Raw genomic sequence first — 15,866 nt, 5'->3', positions numbered from 1 at the left:
AGGTAGAAAAGCGCAACTTCATCCCTTTTGGCGTCATGTAAGCCACTTATAACGACGTTACCGTCACATACAGACATCATCCGCCAAGTCGACTTCATTTCATCAGCGCGCTGACGAGCCTGCTGTCTACACCATCTTCGCCACATCCAGCCCCGCGTCATGATGCTGCAACAAACATGCATTAAAACTAATTAAGTGTTAGCTTTGTCATCCCAAAAGCATGAGAAAACTAACCAACCTCATGACACGAGGAGACAGAAAGGGAATGCAGGACACTCAGGACATTACTGTCATTCAGCAGTTCACCTCATCTTTCACCCATCAAGCCCATCGCGAGACAGTGTCTTTCTTTGGTCGCAATCACCCGCTCTTCCGCCAGGTGCTCACGCTACGTGAAGACCACCACAGCGCCTCGAAGGCCTACCTCAAGAAGCACCCTGATCACGATGATGTGATCGACAGCAACAGTCAGCATATCTGCCTGATGGACACCCAGCTTGACACGGTACTGGGCAGCATTCGCGTCACCCCCGGTAGTCTCGAGTCGCGCACACTCTTCGATGACAGCGATGCAGTGTCCATCCCGGAGGGCGCCATCTATGAGTTCAGTCGGCTGGTGATGGCGCCGGAGGCCAAGCGTTTTTCCCACGGCAATCTGCTGATGGCAGCCGCAGCACGTCATGTCAGATCTCGAGAAGGCGATGGCATTCTGGCCTTGTGCAAACGCGCCAACATGAAGATCTTCAAGCGTTTCGGCCTGCTGCCGATCCACGATGCCACGCTCCGGACCGACAGACACCTCGGAGATCTCTACATGGTGTATGCCAGCATGGAGACCATCATGCACACGGCGAAACAGCGATATTCAGCGCCCGAACAAGCGCCACAGTCAGCGGATCTCTCACCAGACGCTACTTCGTTCTCGCCGGGCCCAGGCATCGCAAGCCAACCTGTCTGAACGTAGAAGACACACCAGTACCGCGTCGTCCGCCAGTCTGTGCACTGACAGTTCACGTCTGATCTTGCGCGCATGCCACGAGGCCAAGCTACCTTCCCCCTCATTTGTCATTCCCACTTGCAGTTGCTGAGGCTTTGCATCACTATTGAATGATAATGATTATCATAATCATGGCGATTCACTTAGACGATACCCAGTCACGGGAGGGCCTCATGGACGAATGGAAGCGTGAAACACAGGCAGGCAATGTGTTGTTCGAACAGGGCGACTACGCCATGGCAGAGCAGCACTATCTCAGCGCCTGCCATTTTGCCGACATCTTTCTGATGCCCTCAGCAGACCCGGATGGCGGCGTCGCGGCACTGGTCGTGAGCTACCAAAATCTGGCAGAGCTCTATCGCGCCCAGGGCCAACATCCGCAAGCGATGCGCGCCCTTCAGGCTGCCCATGCGCGCCTATCCCACGCGCTCTCCGCCCCGGGTCTTTGCCATGCCCATCAACAAGCCCTGTTACGCGGCAGCGGCCAGGTACGTATGGAGATCATGAACACCGTGCAATGGCTCGGCGTTACCGCGCGACGGACTCACCAGGCGAACCCCGCGGGATACTCCCCGACGCGGGTTCATCACTGACTCTCACCCTCACAGGAGATACGGCATGAAGAAAATCCTCACCGCGAGCGGACTGCTGTTGCTGACCGCCGCCAATACGGCCCTGGCCCACCCGGGACATGACCACAGTGACTGGAGCAGCCCACTCGTTCACACCCTGTTCTATGGTGCCATCGCAGCCATCATCGGTACCGCGTTCTTCGTCATTCGTCAGTCGCGTCACAAGCGCCAGAACACTCAGCAAAAGGAGGATTGAGCATGATTCACGCCCTGCTTCGCGGCATTGACCGCCTGGTATCAGTCCCTGCAGTTTCCGCGCACTGTGATATTCCCTGCAAGATCTACGACCCGTCTGCTGCACAGGTCGCGGCACTCAGCGTGATTCGTTTCATGGACCTCATCAATGAGCTGGGTCAGAAGGACAGCCTGACACTGTCAGATCAGGCATTGCTCGCACGCCTGGTGGAGCAGAAGGAAAGCCACGCCGAGAAAGCCAAGCACGAGATCCGTATCATCTGGGGCGATTACATCAAGCAGCCGCAGCGTGACGCCTACCCAAATATCGATTCACTGGTGCACAGCATCATGCTGGCCGGTTCTGCCTGCAAACAAGGCATCGAGCGCGACAAGGGTGAGAAGCTACTGACGCTCATCAATGAATTCGCCGCGGCGTTCTGGGATACCAAGGGGCTTACCACCTTTACCGCCACCTGCCCGTATCCGCCGTCTGAAAGCGTCGTCTATCCGAAGCTGGATTGATGGTTGTCTCATGACGTGTAGCAGGAAGTGCGAACGAATGGATAACGAGTGAACTGATGCCCATCGGACTCTACCGTGTCAATGGTGTCAGCATGTCTCCCGGCCTTGCGCCGGGAGATTACGTCGTGACGCTGAAACGCTGGAAATCGCGCTATCGCATCGGCGATATCGTGGTGGCACAGCACCCTCACTACGGCCGCATCATCAAGCGCATCCGCGCGATACAGCCAGACGGCATGCTATGGCTGGAAGGCACCCATCCTGACAGTACCTCGACTGAAAAGATGGGCTTGTTGTCTTGTCACCTGGTCAAGGGGCAGGTAATCCACACCTTCTCTCAAGACTCTCCGTGAGCCTTTCTTTGCCACTTGCCATGACTCCCCTGTGATATCCCATCTCTCTGCTCACCCTCACACCACCTTCATCAGCCTCAGCGCGTCATAGATCGCCGCATGGGTATTGCGGGTCGCGACGGCGTCGCCGATGCGATAGAGCTGGAAGCTTCCCTCTGCTGCGCGCTCGGTGTGCTCAGGACTTGGGCCGTCCGCCGGTTGGGCGAGTCCTTCGATCAGGGCGTCATAGTCCACTGCCCCGCCGTTGCGCGAGTAAGGTTTCAGCTCGAAGTAAAGATCTTCCATCGGGCGGGCACCGTAGTTGACGACCACCTGATCGACGATTCGCTGATCCGCGTAGGCGCCGGTCCCCTTGCCCTGCGCTACGGCGTCATCCAGGTAATCACTGCCGATATGGGCGATCAGCTGGCCCTCCTCACTGCGCGTGACACTGCCGAGACGATAGGTCGGCGTGAAAGTGACGGCAAGGCGTTGCAGGCTGCGCATGTAGGGCACCAGATTCATGGCCATGATTTCCGGCGCGAAGGTGCGGTCTGGCGTCATCATCTCGAGCCTGGCCCCGCTGTTGGCGATCATCTCGGCGGCCTGGAGTGCTGCGTGGTCTCCCGCGTCATCAAACAGCAGCACGTTGCGGCCAGGCGTGACATGGCCGGAGAGGATGTCCCAGCTGGAGACGACCAGCTCGCTGCCGACCTGCGGCATGTCTTCCTCGGGATAGCCACCGGTGGCGACGATGACGACATCGGGATGTTCCGCCAGCACATCCTCTGCTTCCGCGAAGACGTTGTAGCGAATCTGGACGCCGAGCGCCTCGCAGCGACTGATTCGCCAATCGATGATGCCGATCATCTCGCGACGCCGCCCGCTCTGCGCGGTGAGGCGAATCTGGCCACCGGGTTGATCGGCGGCTTCCAGCACTACTACCTGATGCCCACGTTCACCGGCGACACGTGCGGCCTCGAGCCCTGCCGGACCCGCCCCGATGATCACGACCTTTCGGATGACCTCGGCAGGCGTGATGTCATGCGGTTGCTCCAGCTCCCGCCCGGTGGCGGCGTTGTGGATGCAATAGGCGGAGCCACCCTGATAGATGCGATCGAGACAATAATTGGCCCCGACACAGGGGCGAATATCCTCTTCCTTGCCGGCCAACAGCTTGCGCACGATATGCGGGTCCGCCATGTGGGCACGCGTCATGCCGACCATGTCGACCTTGCCGGTGGCGATGGCATGGCGTGCGGTGGCGATGTCCTGAATCTTGGCACCGTGGAAGGTCGGGAAATCCATCGCCTCACGAATCTGTCCCGCGAAGTCCAGGTGCGGCGCACTGGCCATGCCCTGGATCGGGATGACATCGGTAAGGCCCGCATCAGTATCAATATGGCCGCGTACCACATTGAGAAAATCGACCTGACCGCTATCGCGCAGCAGGCGCGAGACTTCCAGACCATCATTGGCATCCAGCCCGCCACTCAGACATTCATCCCCGGTGTAGCGAACGCCGACGATGAACTCCTTGCCCACCCGGGCGCGAATGGCGCTCAACACTTCCATGGTGAAGCGCAGTCGATTCTCGAGACTGCCGCCGTAGGGACCCTCCAGGATATTGGTCAGCGGTGACCAGAACTGGTCCATCAGATGGCCATAGGCCTGCAGCTCGATACCATCGAGCCCGGCCGCCTGCATGCGCTCGGCGGCGTCGGCGTAGTCCTGGATCAGGCGTGTGATGTCCCAGTCCTCGACCCGCTTGGGAAAGGCCCGATGCGCCGCCTCACGGCGATGGGACGCCGAGACCGCCGGCAACCAGTCGGCCTTGTCCCAGCGCGTCCGACGCCCCAGGTGTGTGAGCTGGATCATCACCGCAGTACCGTGCTCATGGCAGGCATCGGTCAGCTCACTCATCCAGGGCACCACCTCATCGCGCCAGGCAAGGATATTGTTGAACACCGGCGGGCTGTCCTTGGCCACCGAGGCGGAGCCCGCCGTCATGGTCAAGGCGATGCCGGCGCGCGCACGCTCCTCGTGATAGGCGCGATAACGCGCCTTGGGCATGCCATCTTCCGGATAGGCAGGCTCGTGAGAGGTCATCATCAAGCGATTCTTGAGGGTCAGATGCTTGAGCGTGAACGGCGTGAGCAGCGGGTCCTGAGCCATGTGGCCTCCTGAAGAGCAGACAGCGAGAACAGGGGTGTCTTTATTGAGTACACCTGTGTACATACGCTGACTATAGTCCTAGGCTTCAGGCCATGCGTCAGTGAACACGCGGTTCTCGCCCGGCTGACGCAGCCAGACTCGTCGTTGTCGCAAACAGCATGCTCATGCTGTCAGCGCGATCGACCTTACATGATCCCCAGCATCCCCGGCCTTTCAGGAGACCCCCCATGCCAGAGTCCCCAAGTGTCCCTCCAGCAAGTGACGGCGCCCAGGCTGCCGGGCGCGGCAAGGCCGAAGACTGGCTGGAAGCCGCCTATCAGCAACTGTTGCAGGGCGGCGTGGATTCAGTGCGCGTCCTGACACTGGCCAAGACGCTGGGGCTGTCACGCACCAGCTTCTACTGGAGCTTCAAGGACCGCGACGCCTTGCTCAGCGCGCTGCTGGCGCGCTGGGATGCTCACAATACCGCTGGCTTGATCGGTCGCTGCGAGCAATACGCCGCCACGGTGGTGGAAGCCATGCTCAATGTCTTCGACTGCTGGCTGGATACGTCCCTGTTCGATTCACGCTTAGAGCTGGCGATCCGCAACTGGTCCTCTCAGAACGGGGAAGTTGCCGCTGCCGTCGCCCGCGCCGATCAGGCACGCATTCAGGCGCTGACCCGCATGCTGATGCGCTACGGCCAGCCCGAGCAACTCGCCAACGTGCGGGCGCGCACCACCTATCTGACCCAGATCGGTTACCTGTCGATGCGCACTCAGGAAAGCGTCAGCGAGCGCATCAGCCGGGTCGCCGAGTATGTCGAGGTCTTCGTCGGCGAGCGCTGCGAGCCCCAGGAGGTGGCACGCTTCGCGGCGCGACATCCGGCCTGAAACAACAAAGCCCTCACCGACGTCGGTCGGCAAGGGCTTGGCGAAGGGCCGCACTCAGGGTTCAGCCTCGAGCAGAGCTCGCTCAGAAGGCTTCCCACTCCTCCTCTTCACGGCGCTGGGATCCGCGCGCGGCATTTGCCGGGGGCGGGAAAGCTGCCTGCTCGGCATCCGCCTTCGGCTGCGTGTTCCTGTGCGACATGGACTGATGCGACATTGTTGAATTTGCCATGTCCTGAGCGCCCGCCACCTTGAAACCTGCCATCAGCTGCTCCAGTGCCTGAGCCTGAGCGCTCATGCTGCGGGCCGCGCCACTGACCTGATTGACCAGCGTAGTGTTCTGCTGCGTCATCGCATCCAGCTCGCTGACCGCGGTATTCACCTGGCCGACACCGGCACTCTGCTCACGCGCCCCGGCGCTGATCTCGGCGATCATGTCATTGACACGCTCGACACTCGAGAGAATCTCGGCCATCGCCTGGCTGGCGTCCTTCACCTGCGCCACGCCCTGCTGCGTGTGCGAGATCGACTCGTCGATCAGGCCGCGAATCTCGCGGGATGCATCGCTCGAGCGCGTCGCCAGGGTGCGCACTTCCTGCGCGACCACCGCAAAGCCACGCCCATGCTCACCGGCCCGCGCCGCTTCCACCGAGGCGTTGAGCGCCAGGATGTTAGTCTGGAAGGCGATGCCATCGATCAGACTGATGATCTCGCTGATGCGCTCGGCGGAACGATTGATGTCTTCCATGCTCGCCTGCGCCTTGCGCATGTCGTCATTGCCGCGGCGCGCCTGCTCGGAGGTCGAATTGACCAGCTGGCTGGCCTGCTGGGCGGAATCGGCACTGTGCTGCACGGTGGTGGTGATCTCCTCCATCGAGGCCGAGGTTTCCTGCAGACTGGAGGCTGACTGCTCGGTGCGTGCCGAAAGCTCCTCGTTGCCCTGGGCAATCTCGCCGGCGGCCTGATTGACGGCCCCCGTCGTGCCCCGCACCTGCCCCACCACGCGACTCAGGTCCTCGCCGACGCTGTTCATGGCCGCGGTCAGCTTGCCGATCTCATCCTGACGCTGACTGGTGATGCGCTGAGACAGATCGCCCCGCGCCAGCGCCTGAGCCAGTGACACCAGCGCATCCAGCGGACGACTGATCAGACGACGCTCGAGGAAGTAGAGGATACCGGCCACGACCAGCGCCAACAGCAGTGCCAGTCCGAAGACTTGATTGCGGACCTGCGTGATGCCCGCCGTCACTTCCTGCTTGTCGATCGTGGTCGCCACGACCCAGTCCCAGGCCGGATAGTGCTGGAAGCTGGTGATACGATCGCTGTCTTCGCCCGCCAGGCGGTAATCGATCTGACCGCTGTCGGCAGCAAAGAGCGGCGCGAAGGTCGGCTCACCCTGCGCATTCTTGAAATCCATCAGCGAGCGGCCCTGCCACTGACCCGTCGTCAGTACCTTGCCCTGCTGGCCCGGCGCCGTGCTCGCCACCAGACTGAAGTCCTTCTCATGCAGCTGGATATTGGTGATGGTGGCATACAGCTCATCGATCTGCTCGCCGACATCCACCCCGATGAACGAGGCCCCGATGAGGTTGTCATTGAAGTCGGTGATCGGACGATAGCGCGTCATGTAGTGACGGCCCGCCAGATAGAGCATGCCGGTATAGGACTGGCCGGCATTCAGCGCATCCTTGACCCCACCACTCAGCGTCAGCCCGAGCAGGCTTGAACCATCTTCGGTCTTGAGGGTGGTGGCAATGCGCACGAAATCCTCACCATCGCGCACGAAGAAGCTGACCGGCGCACCGGTGCGATTGGCAAAGTCGGCCAGATAACCGGATTGATTGTTGAGCATGAAGCCGGCATTGAGCAGCGCCGGCGCATCGCGCTCGCCTATCGGCAGACGTCGGTCCTCGATCAGCGTGAAATTGTCAGGAATGGTCGCCAGGAAGGCATTGAGCATGCGCGTCACGCTGGACTGCATGGTGGTATCGAACAGCTCGATGGTGTTGGTGATCTGTTGCTGCTGCTGAGCGAGAGCGCGTTCTGTCTCGCCTTCCACCTGATGCATGCTGGCCGTCGAGAACACCAGGCCCAGCGCCGTGAAGGCCGCCATCATCAACAGCAATACCAGCAAGGCGAGCTTGCTGCCGACACTGGCGCGGGCCAGACGCTTTCTTGTTGTCATCACTACGCGATACCCCGATCCAAGAGAGAAGTATCACGTCTATCGGCCACCGGACTCAGAACTGTAGCGATCCTGCTGATGAGTGGGTGCTGACGAGGTCTTGCGAGTTGCTTCTGACCAGCGGCTTGGAGCGCCGCTGGTCAGTACGCCCCCGTTCATGACTCTCTCGGCCATTGCCCCCTAATCCATTACCCCTCAGGGTGTCGCCTGCCACCAGTCATCCAGCAGCTGGCGTTCGGCATCCGTCATCTGGGTCATGTTGGCCAGCGGCATGCTCTTGTCGACCACCGTGCGCTGATGGATACGCATGGCCTGACGCTGGATGTCATCCCAGCCATTGAAGGCCACGCCGGCTGCCGGAGCCGTCAAGCCGATCAAGTTCGGCGTGTCACTGTGACAGCCGGCGCAGCGTTGCTCGACGATATGGCTGACCTTGTCTCGCAGGGCCTGATTCTCCCCCGGAGCTTCGTTGCCAGCGGCGCTGCTGGACGTGACAGATGCTGAGGGCGCACTTGTCTCAACAGTCGCGGGCGCTGTCTGTGAGCGTGGTGCGCAGAGCAGGATCACGCCGATCAACGCCAACACTGCCCCCACGGGCACCCAAAGGCGCTTGACGCCCTTGTGATGATCCACCGTGGCGATGCGGATCAGACCGCCCGTCACCAGTAACAGCAGGATGACGCCGAGGCGATAGTCATTGGCATACAGCAGCGGATAGTGGTTGCTGATCATCATCAGCACCGCAGGCAGCGTGATGAAGGTGTTGTGCACCGAACGCTGCTTGGCGCGCTGGCCGTGGATCGGGTCCGGCGTTTCCCCACGCTGGGCGGCGGCCAGCAGCGCCTTCTGCCCCGGGATGATCACATTGAAGACGTTGCCCGCCATGATGCTGCCCATCAGTGCGCCCATCAGCAGGAAGGCGGCACGGCCCGAGAACAGTTCGGTCGCGCCCCACGCCGCCAGCGTCAGCCACACACCGACCGCGACGAACAGCGCCCCCGCATGGCGCTTGAAGGGACTGCGGCACAGCGCCTCGTAGCCCAGCCAGCCACCGACGAGCACGCCCAGAGCGCTGCACACGGCCACGGTGCCGCTCATCTCGAACACGCGCGGGTCGATCAGGTAGGCGTGAGGCTGCAGCAGGTAGATCAGCGTGAAAAGCCCCATCCCGGACAGCCAGGTGACGTAGGCTTCCCACTTGAACCAGTGAATCTCGCTGGGTAGCCGTTCGCTGACCCCATCATGGCGAAACAGATGGTAGAGGCCACCGCCGTGCACCGCCCACAGCTCGCCACCGGGGCGACCATCGACCGCATGAGTGGCCGGCTGTCGCCGATTGTCGAGCCAGATGAAGAAGAACGATGCGCCGATCCAGGCGATCCCTGCCATGACATGCAGCCAGCGGGTCAGCAACATCGCCCAATCGAGAAGATATGCGCTCATGCCGGCTCCTTAGCTGCCGCGGTAGACGCTGTAGGCCCACGGAGTGACCAGCAGCGGAATGTGATAATGGCCGTTGGCCTCCAGCGTGAACTCGACCGGCACGCGGCCAAGCATGCCCCGGCCCACCGCGCGGCTGGCAAAGTAATCCCCTACCTGAAACGTCAGACGATAGACGCCGGAGAGATCAGCGGAAGCGTCGCTTTCCTCAAGCAGCGGTGCATCGAGACGCCCATCGGTATTGGTCGTGACCTCTGCGATCTCGTGAAAGTGACCCTGCGCATCCTGGCGCTCCAGGGTGATATGCACACCGCTGGCAGCGATGCCTTCGGCCTGGTTGAGCACATGCGTCGTCAGTCTGGGCATGGCGATTTCCTGTTCTTGTGTGGGTGTGGCGGGTACGGCTGAGCCCTGTATGCCCAGCTCGTGTACAAATGAAAGCTGTACGATAGAAGGCCGTGTCACTTTTTCTGACCTGATCTGACCTGACCGGTTTTAGTCTGGTCTATTCAGCCCTACCGTCAGCGGTTGGTGGTATTGCACCCGATGAGTGCAATGCTGCATTCTGACCGATCGGTCAAGGTGCAAGCCGTATCTCCCCATGTCAGACGCCTGTCGGTGCCGTCAGGCAGGTCAGGGGCAATACAGCCGTGACGTCAACCGCTGGTACAACGATGCAGCGTGTGACCGAGCGTTGGTCAGGCGCGTTGCCAGCGACGGCATGCGCCTTGCAAGCTGATGATTCCGTGAGCTTTTCAAACCTATCCCCCTCCCTGGAGCAAGGCGCATGCCAATCGAGACCCCGATGCACTATCTGGTGATGCTGGACACGCTCGACGCCCTGCCCCCCGAGGCGCTGGCACGACGCTTGAGTGGTCTCTATGAGCACTCGGACTGGGTGGTGGAACGCGCCGCGGCAGAGCGCCCATTCGCGAGCATGGAAGTCCTGCTGACGGCCTGTGCCAATGCGGTACGCCAGGCCAGTGATGCCGAGCGCCACCAATTGATTCTGGCCCATCCTGAGCTGGCTGCCGGCAAGCTGGAGACCCTGACGCCCGCCTCGCAGGGCGAGCAACGAGGCGCAGGGCTCGATCAACTCGATGACACCACCCGTGAACGCTTCCTGACGGCCAATGCCGACTACCAGGCGCGTCATGGCATTCCGTTCATCATCTGCGTCAAGGGCCACAGCGCCTCAAGCATTCTCGAGGAACTGGAGCGCCGTCTGCCGCAACCCACCGAGGTGGAATACCAGGAGGCTCTGACCCAGATAAATGCGATCGCTGCAGTGCGCCTGCCGGGTCTGCTCGAGGCCAGCTAGCGACGAGCGCCGTGGCGCCCGCACAGGCGTTGTGTCTCATGTGACTGTCTTATCCGTTCTATCTCATGCGCACTGTGTTACACGTACTTGGCAGCCACGGCCTCGATACTGGCGATCAGTGCCGCCAGGGCCTTGGCGACATCGTCTTCGGTCACCGCCTCCAGCGGGTGGTGGCTGATACCGCGCTCACAGCGCAGGAACAGCATGCCCACCGGGCACAGATGGCTGACTGCCATGGCGTCATGCCCGGCGCCACTCGGCAGCCGGAATGGCGTCTGACCGGTGACGGCGATGCCGGCATCGACGGCCTGCATCAATCCCTCGTCACAGGCCACGGCATCGGCTGCATGCGTCTGCTCACAGTGGAAGGTGAGGCCCCGTCGCGCCGCGATTCGATGCGCCTCGTTCAAGAGTTCATCCAGCGCCCGGTCCCGCTGCGCATCATCCAGCGCGCGGATATCCAGACTCAGCGCCGCCCCACCGGGAATCACGTTCACCGCCCCGGGCCGCAGCTCGCAACAGCCTACGGTCGCGACCAGCGAGTGGTCCGCCATGTCAGCGCGCCTGCCCGCCTGGACATCACGCGCCAGGGCTTCCACCGCCAGTGTCCACTCCGCCGCCGCACATAGTGCATCCTGTCGCAGTGCCATCGGCGTGGTGCCGGCATGCCCCGCCTGACCGACGAAGTTGACCGCGAAGCGTCTCGCACCAGCGATCCCCGTCACGGTGCCCAGCGCCAGATTCTCGGCCTCCAGCACAGGGCCCTGTTCGATGTGGACTTCCAGATAGCCCAACGGCGGGTTCTCCTGCAGGCTGGCCCTGGCAGCCGTCTGTCCGGAGAGCCCGAAGCGTTCGAGCGCATCCCCCAGCGAGATGCCGTCCTCGTCCTCCACGATCTCCCACCCTGGCTGCCAGCGACCCGCGATGGCATGACTACCGAGCAGGGTCGCTCCGAAGCGGGTGCCCTCTTCATCGCCGAAACCGACCACTTCCAGCGCGAAGGGCAAGCGGCTTCCCCCACTCTCCTCGGCACGCTGGCGGAAGTGGGTCAGCGCCGCGACCCCCAGCAAGACGCCGAGAATGCCGTCATAACGGCCGGCATCCGGCACGCTGTCCAGGTGGGAACCGATCACCAGCCGTGGCACCTCACGCTCACTGGATAGCGTTTCCGGGCACCAGCGCCCCCAGAGATTGCCGGCGCCATCCTGCCAACTTTGCAGACCGGCAGCCTTGAGCCAGCCAGCCGTGGTGGCGTTGGCGGCGGCGTGTTCAGGCGTCAGATAGCGACGGTCGATCCCGCTATCGCTGCGTGAGATCGCCGCCAGAGTGTCACAGGCGGCCAGCACATCGGCGGCCGTTTCCAGCGGCGCGATGGCGTCTGGTCTCATGGATCCTGCATCGCTCATGGCTGGCCTCCCGTGGTGAGGTCGGCGTGGCCATTAGCCGTCTGCCCCTGCTGCTCTTGATAGAAATCCAGCGCGGCGCCGACGCCACCGCCGACCACCGTCTTGACGCCCCCCCGGCGCAGAGTCTGTTCCAGCGCCGCCAGCGTGGTCAGCACGGTATCGCGACGCGCGTTGTAGCCCATCACGCCAAGACGCCAGACCTTGCCGTGCAGCAGGCCGAAACTGGTGCCGATCTCGATGCCGAAATCCTCCAGCATGCTGCGGCGCAGGCCATCGCCATCCAGGCCGTCGGGAATCATCACCGCGCTGACGTTGTTCATGCGGTGAGCCTGGTCGCCGAACAGCACAAGCCCCAGTCCCTTCAAGCCCTCGACCATCGCCTGGCCATGCAGCGCATGGCGTGCGATGGCGTTGTCCATGCCTTCATTGACCAGCAGGCGCGCACACTCACGTGCGCCATACAGCATGCTGGTGGCTTCGGTGTGGTGATTGAGACGCAGCTCACCCCAGTAATCGAGCACCATGGAGAGATCGAAATAGTTGGAGCGTATGCGCGCGCCCGGCTCCGCCAGTCGATCCGCCCCGCTGCTGATACCTGCCTCGACATGGCGACGGGAATGCACCACCTCCACTGCGCGCGGCGACAGCGTCAACGGCGAGCTGCCTGATGGCCCGGCGAGACATTTCTGCAAGCCGGCGGTGACGGCGTCCAGCCCCCACTCATCGGTCTTGAGAGGATTGCCCGCCAGCGAGGCCGTGGCATCGCTGTAGAACAGCACGCCTTCGCGGTGGCAGATGGCGCCGATGTCTTCCAGCGGCTGGCACATGGTGGTCGAGGTATCACCCTGCACCAGCGCCAGTACACTGGGCTTCACGTCGCGAATGGCGGCTTCGATCTGCTCCGGGCGGAATACCTGGCCCCACTCGCATTCCAGCGTATGCACCTCGGCACCGCAGCGCTCGGCGATCTCACGCAGCAGATGACCGAAGCGGCCGAAGATCGGCACCAGCACACGCTCCCTCGGCTGGATCAACGAGACCAGCACCGCCTCGATGCCGGCACGCGAGGTGCCATCGATCAACAGGGTGGCATCATTGGTGGTCTCGAAGACGCCGCGATAGAGCTGCATCGTCTCGTTCATGTAATGCGTCATCGCCGGGTCGTACTGACCGATCAAGGGAGCAGAAAGCGCACGCAGCACTCGCGGGTCCGCATTGATCGGGCCGGGGCCCATCAGCAGGCGCTGGGGAGGATGAATCTGGTCAAAGGTCGGGCTCACGGTCGCTCCTCGTGCAGCAGGGCATGGAATGCGGGAAGACTCGCCAACTCGCCGAGCCTCATGCCCAGACTACTGCAACAAGTGCGCCAGAATTTCAGGAATGAAACAAATGTTGAATTTCTGGTGTATTCGACGTGAGCCACCGCCCTGTCATGGCGTGCGCCTCGAGTGACAGAACGCCACCTGGTGCAAGACAGCATAACCACAAGATAACGCTATAAGATTGCTGACCACACTGCTCGGTGTCGCCCTGACAGTGCATGCCTTGCCTGCCAGGCACCATGACGGGGCATGAATGAGCTGGATCGACGCTTTCATTACCTGTTTCATGCGCCGCCGCTCACTGCCCGAGGCTGAACTCGCCACATGAGTCTGTTATACAAGGAGGCATCGGATGAGTGAGGGTTGCCTCATCCGACCTGATCATCGCTGCCGGAGAGCCACATGACGCTGGAACAACGCCTGGAACGAGCAACGGAACTGGCCAAACAGGCTGGTGAACGCATGGTGCAAGCGCGCGAGAAACAGGGTTTCGCGCACCATTACAAGAAAGGCGATGAGCTGGTCACCGACATCGACGTGGCGATCGACACCTTCCTGGCGGAAGCGCTCGAAGCCGAATTTCCCGAGGATGCGCGCCTTACCGAAGAGCTGTCGCCCGAGCGGGACGTGATCGGTACCAAGGGCGGTCTGTGGGTGATCGACCCCATCGACGGTACCGTCAATTTTGCCCATGGCCTGCGCCATGTCGCCGTATCCATTGCCTGGTGCGAGCGCGGCAAGATCCAGATGGGAGTCGTGCATGCGCCCTTCCTCGGCGAGACCTTCACCGCCATCCGCGGCAAGGGGGCCTGGCTCAACGGCGAGAGCATCTCGGTCAGCGAGACCGATGAGATGAGCCGCGCGCTGGTCGCGACCGGCTTCCCCTACAACCGCGACAGCCGCCCGCCGCTTCTCAAGCGTCTCTCGGCGATGCTGCTGGTCTGTCAGGATGTGCGCCGCAACGGCAGTGCCGCGCTGGACCTCTGTGATGTGGCGTGCGGACGACTGGATGCCTATTACGAAAGCGTTTCCCCCTGGGATTTTGCGGCAGGCCTTCTGATCGCGCGTGAAGCCGGCGCACGCACGGGTCATCTGTATCGCTGTCCGGACGGCATTCCCGATGAGCTTTATGGCGAGAATATCGTGGTGGCCTCACCGGCCTTGCATGCCCCGCTCAAGCGCCTGCTGGAGGAAGCCGATGCCAGTTCAGGGCTGCCGGGGCTGTAGGGGAGGCACTTGGTAAAGTGCTGAAGTGCTGGGTAGAAGACTTTAGAGATACGGCTGTGATGACCTGACTTTCAGGACATGTCTTTCATGACCTGACTTTAGTTACAAACTGCCGCTGCAATACACAAGAGCCCCGCCAATTGGCGGGGCTCTTGTGTTTCTGGCTGGCAAGCTCTCGGCATCAATCACCCAGATTGCCGCCCTTCTTCTTGCCCTTGGCGGCCGACTTGCTGGTGTCTTTGCTGGTGTCTTTGCTGGCATCTTTGCTGGCAGAGTCCTTGCTCGCCGCCTTCTTGTCAGCGCCGGCCGCTTTCTTGCTGGCAGACTTGGCTGCTGGCTTGCTGGCCGCCTTCCCTTTGACGCTGGCCTTGCCGGTGGCAGCACCTTGAGGGGCGGCAGCGGCGGTGTCGGTTGATCCAGTCTCAGCGGCCTTGCCGGCGACTGGCGCCGACGCCACCGTCGGCTCCTTGAGCAGGCTCAGGCGCTGGCCGATTTCCTGCCACAGGCTGCGATAGCTGACGGCCGGTGAGCTGTTGCGCGAAAAAGTTCCGATGGGTTTGCGCTCGATTCCCATGCGCTCTACCACGCTGGAATACGGGATACAGCCACTGAGCTGCAGCGGATAATCCTGCTTGAGCGATTCCATCACATCCTTGTGCAATGTCTTGCGGCGATCCACCAGAGTGAAGAACGGCCAGACGGGCACATCGAGATCGATCTCGGCCAGATAGGCGTTCAATTGCTCAAGGGTACGCAGCGACAGAACCGTGGGAATGATCGGCACCAGCAGGGTATCGGCAGAGGCGAAGACCTGCTCGGAAAGACTGGAAATGCTCGGCGGGCAATCGAGGATGACGAGGTCGTAGTCATCGCGAACCGGCTTGAGGACCTTGCGCAGTCGGGTACGCTTCTCTTCCTCGAGAATGTGGTCGAGGTTGCGGTAGGAGAATTCCGCCGGCAGGACATCTAGGTTCTGATAATCCGTGGAACGGATGACGCGGGACATGTCCTGCTTGCCGCTGATCAGCTTCTCGACCCCGCCCTTCAGCTTGGGCTTGGTACGCACATAAAAGGTCGCAGCGGCCTGCGGATCAAGATCCCACAGCAACACACGCAGGCCACTGTTGGCGGCACAATGCGCCAGATTGATGGCAGAAGCGGTCTTGCCCACGCCCCCTTTGATGCTGTACACCGCAGCGATTTTCATGGCTCCCTCCCGTCATTCCAGATGGTGCAACGTTAGCACAATCCGGTGCCGTGT

15 protein-coding genes are annotated in these 15,866 nt (G+C 61.8%); 8 read left to right on the top strand and 7 right to left on the bottom strand.

Translation table 11 applies throughout. The features are described from left to right. Nucleotides 1–265 precede the first annotated feature (265 nt). The 5 genes from F8A90_RS08280 to sodX all read left to right on the top strand — a co-directional run bounded on the left by F8A90_RS08280 (nucleotide 266) and on the right by sodX (nucleotide 2,681). The gene (locus F8A90_RS08280; RefSeq protein WP_200019724.1) at nucleotides 266–958 is read left to right on the top strand and encodes a hypothetical protein; all 693 of its coding nucleotides are present in this window, start codon (nucleotides 266–268) and stop codon (nucleotides 956–958) included. Between the two features lie 212 nt (nucleotides 959–1,170). After that, complete coding sequence (locus F8A90_RS08275; RefSeq protein ID WP_200019723.1) at nucleotides 1,171–1,590, top strand: tetratricopeptide repeat protein; 420 nt, start codon at nucleotides 1,171–1,173, stop codon at nucleotides 1,588–1,590. Nucleotides 1,591–1,615: 25 nt separating this feature from the next. Next, a complete protein-coding gene (locus tag F8A90_RS08270) occupies nucleotides 1,616–1,825 on the top strand; it encodes a hypothetical protein (RefSeq protein WP_200019722.1) in 210 nt (69 codons plus the stop codon). A 2-nt stretch (nucleotides 1,826–1,827) separates the two neighbouring features. Beyond that, nucleotides 1,828–2,328, top strand: a complete 501-nt coding sequence (gene sodN / locus F8A90_RS08265) for a superoxide dismutase, Ni (protein WP_200019721.1) — start codon at nucleotides 1,828–1,830, stop codon at nucleotides 2,326–2,328. A gap of 56 nt (nucleotides 2,329–2,384) precedes the next feature. Then, nucleotides 2,385–2,681 (top strand): nickel-type superoxide dismutase maturation protease, encoded by a 297-nt coding sequence (gene sodX / locus F8A90_RS08260; protein WP_200019720.1) that lies wholly within the window; start codon nucleotides 2,385–2,387, stop codon nucleotides 2,679–2,681. A gap of 57 nt (nucleotides 2,682–2,738) precedes the next feature. On the opposite strand, the gene F8A90_RS08255 is transcribed toward sodX, so the two are convergent. Next, the gene (locus F8A90_RS08255; RefSeq protein ID WP_200019719.1) at nucleotides 2,739–4,835 is read right to left on the bottom strand and encodes an NADH:flavin oxidoreductase; all 2,097 of its coding nucleotides are present in this window, start codon (nucleotides 4,833–4,835) and stop codon (nucleotides 2,739–2,741) included. 227 nt (nucleotides 4,836–5,062) lie between these two features. On the opposite strand from F8A90_RS08255, the gene F8A90_RS08250 reads away from it, so the two are divergent. Further along, nucleotides 5,063–5,707, top strand: coding sequence for a TetR/AcrR family transcriptional regulator (locus F8A90_RS08250; protein ID WP_200019718.1), 645 nt, complete (start codon nucleotides 5,063–5,065; stop codon nucleotides 5,705–5,707). An 82-nt stretch (nucleotides 5,708–5,789) separates the two neighbouring features. Here the strand turns inward: F8A90_RS08250 and F8A90_RS08245 are convergent, their stop codons facing one another. The 3 genes from F8A90_RS08245 to uraH all read right to left on the bottom strand — a co-directional run bounded on the left by F8A90_RS08245 (nucleotide 5,790) and on the right by uraH (nucleotide 9,695). After that, the gene (locus tag F8A90_RS08245) at nucleotides 5,790–7,889 is read right to left on the bottom strand and encodes a methyl-accepting chemotaxis protein (RefSeq protein ID WP_200019717.1); all 2,100 of its coding nucleotides are present in this window, start codon (nucleotides 7,887–7,889) and stop codon (nucleotides 5,790–5,792) included. A gap of 195 nt (nucleotides 7,890–8,084) precedes the next feature. After that, the gene (locus tag F8A90_RS08240; RefSeq protein ID WP_200019716.1) at nucleotides 8,085–9,332 is read right to left on the bottom strand and encodes a urate hydroxylase PuuD; all 1,248 of its coding nucleotides are present in this window, start codon (nucleotides 9,330–9,332) and stop codon (nucleotides 8,085–8,087) included. Nucleotides 9,333–9,341: 9 nt separating this feature from the next. Further along, complete coding sequence (uraH, locus tag F8A90_RS08235; RefSeq protein WP_200019715.1) at nucleotides 9,342–9,695, bottom strand: hydroxyisourate hydrolase; 354 nt, start codon at nucleotides 9,693–9,695, stop codon at nucleotides 9,342–9,344. Between the two features lie 421 nt (nucleotides 9,696–10,116). Here uraH and uraD point away from each other — a divergent pair, with 421 nt between their 5' ends. Next, a complete protein-coding gene (uraD, locus tag F8A90_RS08230) occupies nucleotides 10,117–10,650 on the top strand; it encodes a 2-oxo-4-hydroxy-4-carboxy-5-ureidoimidazoline decarboxylase (RefSeq protein ID WP_200019714.1) in 534 nt (177 codons plus the stop codon). Nucleotides 10,651–10,727: 77 nt separating this feature from the next. On the opposite strand, the gene F8A90_RS08225 is transcribed toward uraD, so the two are convergent. Both F8A90_RS08225 and F8A90_RS08220 read right to left on the bottom strand, forming a co-directional pair. Beyond that, the gene (locus F8A90_RS08225) at nucleotides 10,728–12,056 is read right to left on the bottom strand and encodes an allantoate amidohydrolase (RefSeq protein ID WP_200019713.1); all 1,329 of its coding nucleotides are present in this window, start codon (nucleotides 12,054–12,056) and stop codon (nucleotides 10,728–10,730) included. Then, the gene (locus F8A90_RS08220) at nucleotides 12,053–13,336 is read right to left on the bottom strand and encodes a pyridoxal-phosphate-dependent aminotransferase family protein (RefSeq protein WP_233593606.1); all 1,284 of its coding nucleotides are present in this window, start codon (nucleotides 13,334–13,336) and stop codon (nucleotides 12,053–12,055) included. Before F8A90_RS08220 ends, F8A90_RS08225 begins: the two co-directional genes overlap by 4 nt. 444 nt (nucleotides 13,337–13,780) lie before the next feature. Between F8A90_RS08220 and F8A90_RS08215 the strand changes: the two genes are divergently transcribed. Beyond that, on the top strand, nucleotides 13,781–14,605 hold the full coding sequence (locus tag F8A90_RS08215; RefSeq protein ID WP_200019712.1) for an inositol monophosphatase family protein: 825 nt from the start codon (nucleotides 13,781–13,783) through the stop codon (nucleotides 14,603–14,605). Nucleotides 14,606–14,786: 181 nt separating this feature from the next. Here the strand turns inward: F8A90_RS08215 and F8A90_RS08210 are convergent, their stop codons facing one another. Then, the gene (locus F8A90_RS08210) at nucleotides 14,787–15,812 is read right to left on the bottom strand and encodes a ParA family protein (RefSeq protein ID WP_200019711.1); all 1,026 of its coding nucleotides are present in this window, start codon (nucleotides 15,810–15,812) and stop codon (nucleotides 14,787–14,789) included. Nucleotides 15,813–15,866: the final 54 nt, after the last annotated feature.

It is taken from the genome of Cobetia sp. cqz5-12 (genome assembly GCF_016495405.1).
Lineage (GTDB): Bacteria > Pseudomonadota > Gammaproteobacteria > Pseudomonadales > Halomonadaceae > Cobetia.
The sequence above is the reverse complement of the archived record's forward strand: the minus strand, read 5'-3'. Positions and strand labels throughout refer to the sequence as shown.